Source organism: Methylobacterium sp. WL116 (genome assembly GCF_008039455.1).
Taxonomy (GTDB): domain Bacteria; phylum Pseudomonadota; class Alphaproteobacteria; order Rhizobiales; family Beijerinckiaceae; genus Methylobacterium.
This window is the reverse complement of sequence record NZ_VRUV01000502.1, coordinates 1-3,319: the sequence shown is the minus strand read 5'-3', so window position 1 is coordinate 3,319 and position 3,319 is coordinate 1. Positions and strand designations below refer to the sequence as shown.

Annotated in this window: 4 protein-coding genes; 1 reads left to right on the top strand and 3 read right to left on the bottom strand. The window is 74.3% G+C overall.

Going from position 1 to position 3,319, the window contains the following annotated elements; translation table 11 throughout:
• Positions 1-87: 87 nt before the first annotated feature.
• Together FV223_RS23530 and FV223_RS23525 are read right to left on the bottom strand one after the other, a co-directional pair.
• Complete coding sequence (locus FV223_RS23530) at positions 88-732, bottom strand: hypothetical protein (RefSeq protein ID WP_147729252.1); 645 nt, start codon at positions 730-732, stop codon at positions 88-90.
• 45 nt (positions 733-777) lie between these two features.
• Positions 778-1,362 carry a hypothetical protein gene (locus FV223_RS23525; protein WP_147729254.1) on the bottom strand — a complete coding sequence of 195 codons (585 nt, stop codon included), beginning with the start codon at positions 1,360-1,362 and terminating at the stop codon, positions 778-780.
• A 148-nt stretch (positions 1,363-1,510) separates the two neighbouring features.
• Between FV223_RS23525 and FV223_RS23520 the strand changes: the two genes are divergently transcribed.
• Entirely contained in the window at positions 1,511-2,494 is a 984-nt protein-coding gene (locus FV223_RS23520; protein WP_147729253.1) for a hypothetical protein, read from the top strand.
• 21 nt (positions 2,495-2,515) lie between these two features.
• Here the strand turns inward: FV223_RS23520 and FV223_RS23515 are convergent.
• Positions 2,516-3,319: glycosyltransferase (locus tag FV223_RS23515; RefSeq protein ID WP_147729251.1), on the bottom strand; the 804-nt coding region annotated here is incomplete at its 5' end.

The following is a 3,319-nucleotide window of genomic DNA, read 5'->3' as shown; positions in this document are numbered from 1 at the left end:
CTTCGCCGCGGAGCGCGTCGGCAGCCTCGCAGGCGACGACCGGCCGCGCTGAGGCCGGCCGCGTTGAGGTAAGGGCGCGCGGCGCGGTCAGGACTCGGCCCACGCCGCCCGCACCGGTCCAGCTGCGGTATCGGGCTTGGCATCGCCGATGAAGATCACCACCGGGCCGTGCTCGGCCCGCCGCGGATCGTAGAAGTCGAGGAGGTCGGGGTACCGGCGCTGGATGAAGTCCGGGCGCAGGCCCGCGCGGCGCAGCAGGTGGTCGATCACGACCTGATCGCCGTGCACCCCGTTGGGGACCGGGCCGCACGAACCGGCCCGCATCCAGTGTTCGGGCTCGGCCGCGAACGCGGCGTGGAGGAAATCCAGCTCGCCCCCGTCCCAGCGCAGCAGGGCGCTGGAGAGCCGCCCCTCGTGGAAGTAATCCTCCATCGCGGCGAGTCCTGGCTCAGCCAGCGCATCGCATGGCCCGGTGAGGACGGTGTCGAGGTCGCACAGCAGCGTCGGCCCCCGCGTCAGGCCGGGGCGGAACGCCTCCATCTTCGCCCACCAGGCCGGCCAATCGTGCCGTAGCGGAACCCGCTCGACGCCGGCGACGGCGAGCGGAAGGTCCGTGAGGCAGAGGATCCGCTCGAACGCCGGGGCGTGGCGGCGCACGCCGCGGGCGAGGCGCTCGACCCAGGTCGCGTCGTAGCGGCCGCCGCCCTTCAGGACGGTGACGAGGGTGGTCATGCGCGGAACCCGATCATGTTGCGGGGACGGACCCGGTAGGGCCGGTCATCTCGAAGGGTGAAGGCGGAGCTGGCCGGACGCCTCGGCTTCGGCGAACCAAGCACGCTCGGCCGCCCAGGGATGACCGGGCCAGCCGGCGAAGCCGAAGCCGTAGGCGTCGACCGGCCCGGACCACGAGGGCCGGCCGAGCAGCAGCGCCAGGGTCACGAGGAAGCCGGTGCTCGGGTTCGGCCGTCCCATGGTGCCGGCGCCGAGGCGCAGGCCACCCTCGCGGTGCAGGTCTTCCGGCAGGACGTGAACCGGCTTGCCGAGCGGAGCCAGCAGCGCCAGCGCCTCACGGGTCCAGCACACCTGCTCGGGTCGGTTGTGCTCCGCCGGAAGCATCGGGAACGGCAGGATGAAGGCCTCGGCCGCGCGAACCACCGGGCGGTCGAGGAAGCCCGGGTCGGCCAGCCATTCCCGCATCTGGCCGCCGCGGTTGACCAGGGCGAGGTGGGTGACACGCGAGCCGGTGCGTCCGCGAAAGCCCGCCGCATTGTTGAAGCGCACCACCGAGGGCGCCGCGTCGACCGCGGCGGCGGCCTCGATCCCCGGCGCGTTGCCGACGATGGCGAGCCGGGAACCCGAGATCCGGAGCGCACCGGTCCGGGGCGCATCGTGGGCGCGTGAGGGATCGACCGGTGAGTTCACATGCGGCTGGGGTTCGAGGAGCAGCGGAGGTATGGCGTCGGCCCCACGCGGCAAGGTGCGGCGGCGGAGCGGGAGGGTTGGACCGATGATGCGCCGATGCTTCGTCTGCGCCGCAGACATGCTGCAGCCGACCAAACGGCATCTCACGTATCCGGGCGGTCGCCGCCGCGATTTTCCGCTCGCCTGCGCCTCCTGCGGGCTCCTGCTGACAGCGGATGCCGATCCCGACCGCTGCCACGCCGATCTCGCGGAACGCCTCGCCGCACCGGCCTTCGTTCCGGACCCGGACGGCGCCTACGGGCTCGACCTCTACACCCTGCGCAGCGCCGCGACCGGAGCCGGTCTCGGAATTCGCGCGCTCGACGGGGACGGCCGTGCGGATCTGCGCCGGCCGCACGGCATCCGCGCCGCGCAGGCGGACCTCTACGCCCTCGACGTGGGGGAAACGATGCCGGTTTCCCTCGGCCTGCTCTGTCGCCCTGCGGATCTCGAGCGCGTCCTGGCCGGCGTCGAGGCCCACGCAGCCTGGACCGACGACGTGGTCGTCCTGCTCGATGCGTCGGCCGGTCCGCCGCGCGCCATGGCCGCCGCCGGCTTCGCGCACGGTGCAGTGCGCGTGGCCGCGCGGCCGATGGACGGCGATTTCGGCGCGCAGCGCAACGCCCTCCAGGACCTCGCCCGCCATCCCTGGATGCTGCAGCTCGACGCCGACGAAACCCTCGACGCCGCCGCGGGCCGCCGCCTCCCGGCGCTTGCGGGCCTGGCCGAGACGGGCGATGTTCTCTCGGTCGGGCTGCCGCGCCGGAACCGCGTCGACGGCGTCCTCTCCGACGTCTACCCGGACGTCCAGTACCGGCTGAACCGCAGGAGCGTGCGCTATGGCGGCCGCGTGCACGAGCGGCCGGTGCTCGACGGCGGCTGGCCACGCAGCATCATCGCGCTGCACGGGGCGATCGAGCATCATCTCGGCCGCGCGCACGTCCTGGCGCGCTCGCGGCGCTACGAGAGCCTCGCCCCCGGACGCGGGCGCCCGGAGGAAGAGGCGGCGCTGCTGCGGCCGTTTCGCGACTGAGCGCCCGGTTCGGGGCTCGGCTCAGCGCGTCGCCCGAGCGCGGCTCGCCGCGATGGCGCGCGCGTACAGATCGAGGGTCTCGCGGCCGAGGGCCGCCCGGTTGAAGCGTCCGGCCGCCGCGAGCGCACGAGTTCGGTAGGCCAGGCGAAGGCCCGGGTCGGCGAGCAGCGGGCGGAGGGCGTCGGCGAGCGCCGGGCCGGTCGCGTCCCGTGCCAATGGCCCCGCGCCGGGGTCGCCGACGAAGGCGCGGGCGCTGGCATCCAGCGCGCAGGCCACCACAGGGCGTCCATAGGCCAGGGCCTCCTGGTAGACGAGGCCGAAGCTCTCGTAGCGGGAGGGGGCGAGCACCGCATGGGCGGCGGCGTAGGCTTCGGCGAGCTCGTCGGCGGGAACCCGCCCGCGCGCGCGGATGCGGGCCCGCGCCCCACCGGGCAGATCGCCCGGGAGGTCCGACGGCGGCACGCCGACGAGATCGAGCACGAAGGGCGGAACCGATCCGAACGCGGCCTCGTCGGCGAGGATCGCGATCGCTCCGAGCAGGGCGTCGAAGCCCTTTCGCGCCTCCGCCCGTCCCACGAAGAGCAGGCGCACCGGGTCGGAATGGTCCGGATAGGCCGCGCCCCGCGCGGCCGCCGTGATCTCCGGTGGCAGGCTGAGGCCGATCACCGCTTCCGGCTGCCGGCCGGACAGAGCGTAGGCCCGGGCGATCACCGCCCCGTGCTCGGCCGTGTTGGCGATCGCATCCGGCGCGCGCGGGTCGACGAGGAGGCCGTTGCCGCAGGTCTCGACGATGTCGTTGGGGCCGCCGCTGTCCGTCGCCACCAG